The sequence below is a fragment of the Hymenobacter psychrotolerans DSM 18569 genome (genome assembly GCF_900142395.1).
Taxonomy (GTDB): domain Bacteria; phylum Bacteroidota; class Bacteroidia; order Cytophagales; family Hymenobacteraceae; genus Hymenobacter; species Hymenobacter psychrotolerans.
This window is the reverse complement of the sequence record NZ_FRAS01000061.1, coordinates 1-1,652: the sequence shown is the minus strand read 5'-3', so window position 1 is coordinate 1,652 and position 1,652 is coordinate 1. Positions and strand designations below refer to the sequence as shown.

Here is a 1,652-nt window from a genome sequence, read left to right as displayed (position 1 = left end):
GAGAAACCCGCCCCCCGATAGACTAAGGTTTCCTGCTCAACGCTAATCGGAGCAGGGTTAGTCGGGACCTAAGGCCAGGCCGAGAGGCTACGTCGATGGACAGCTGGTTAATATTCCAGCACCCAGGATTTGGAGTGATGCAGTGACGCAGAAGTGAAAGCACCGCGGGCGGACGGAAGTGCCCGTTAAAGCGTGTAGGTATAAAGACGGTAGTTAAGTACGCCGACTTTGCTGAAACGTGATAGTACTCTACGGCCTCGGCCACGGAGATAGTGTGCCTAATCAGACTGCCAAGAAAACCTGCTAAGCGTTTACTGAATTCTGGCCCGTACCGCAAACCGACACAGGTAGTCAAGGAGAGTATCCTGAGGGGCTCGAGTGAATCATGGCCAAGGAACTCGGCAAAATGGTCCTGTAACTTCGGGAGAAGGGACGCTTCCTTGCAGCAATGCAAGAAGCCGCAGTGAAAAGGCCCAGGCGACTGTTTAACAAAAACACATGGCTTTGCGAACGCGCAAGCGGAAGTATAAGGCCTGACACCTGCCCGGTGCCGGAAGGTTAAGAGGGGAACTTAGTCGCAAGGCGAAGGTTTGAATCGAAGCCCCGGTAAACGGCGGCCGTAACTATAACGGTCCTAAGGTAGCGAAATTCCTTGTCGGGTAAGTTCCGACCTGCACGAATGGTGTAACGATCTGGGCGCTGTCTCAGCCATGAGCTCGGTGAAATTGTAGTCTCGGTGAAGATGCCGAGTACCCGCCACGGGACGGAAAGACCCCGTGCACCTTTACTATAGGTTGACATTGACGCTGGGTAACACATGTGTAGCATAGGTGGGAGACGTTGAACCAGGGGCGCCAGCCTTTGGGGAGTCGCCGTTGAAATACCACCCTTGTGTTGCTTGGTGCCTAATCTGGCAACGGAGACAGTGTCTGCTGGGTAGTTTGACTGGGGTGGTCGCCTCCAAAAAAGTATCGGAGGCTTTCAAAGGTCCGCTCAGTACGCTTGGTAACCGTACGTAGAGCGCAATAGCAGAAGCGGGCTTGACTGTGAGGCCTACAAGCCGAGCAGGGTCGAAAGACGGATATAGTGATCCGGTGGTTCCGCATGGAAGGGCCATCGCTCAAAGGATAAAAGGTACGCCGGGGATAACAGGCTGATCTCCCCCAAGAGCTCATATCGACGGGGAGGTTTGGCACCTCGATGTCGGCTCGTCACGTCCTGGGGCTGGAGAAGGTCCCAAGGGTTCGGCTGTTCGCCGATTAAAGTGGCACGCGAGCTGGGTTCAGAACGTCGTGAGACAGTTCGGTCCCTATCTGTGGTGGGCGTTGGATATTTGACAGGACCTGACTTTAGTACGAGAGGACCGAGTTGGACCAGCCGCTCGTGCACCGGTTGTATCGCCAGATGCAGCGCCGGGTAGCGACGCTGGGATGAGATAAGCGCTGAAAGCATCTAAGTGCGAAACTCACCTGAAGATGAGATATCCGATAATAAGAGTCGTCGGAGACCACGACGTTGATAGGTCCTAGGTGTAGAGTCCGAAATGGCACAGCCGAGGGATACTAATGACTCGAACGCTTCTGTAGTACACCGCTCACCTCTTCCCGTTTTCTTTCTTGTCCTTGCGTCAACGTTTTGACAGTACTGCGTGC

The 1,652-nt window shown here is 54.4% G+C and carries 1 rRNA gene; it reads left to right on the top strand.

What is annotated here, in order from left to right:
• Positions 1–1,587 (top strand): 23S ribosomal RNA (locus tag BUE15_RS21200); the annotation flags it as partial.
• Positions 1,588–1,652: the final 65 nt, after the last annotated feature.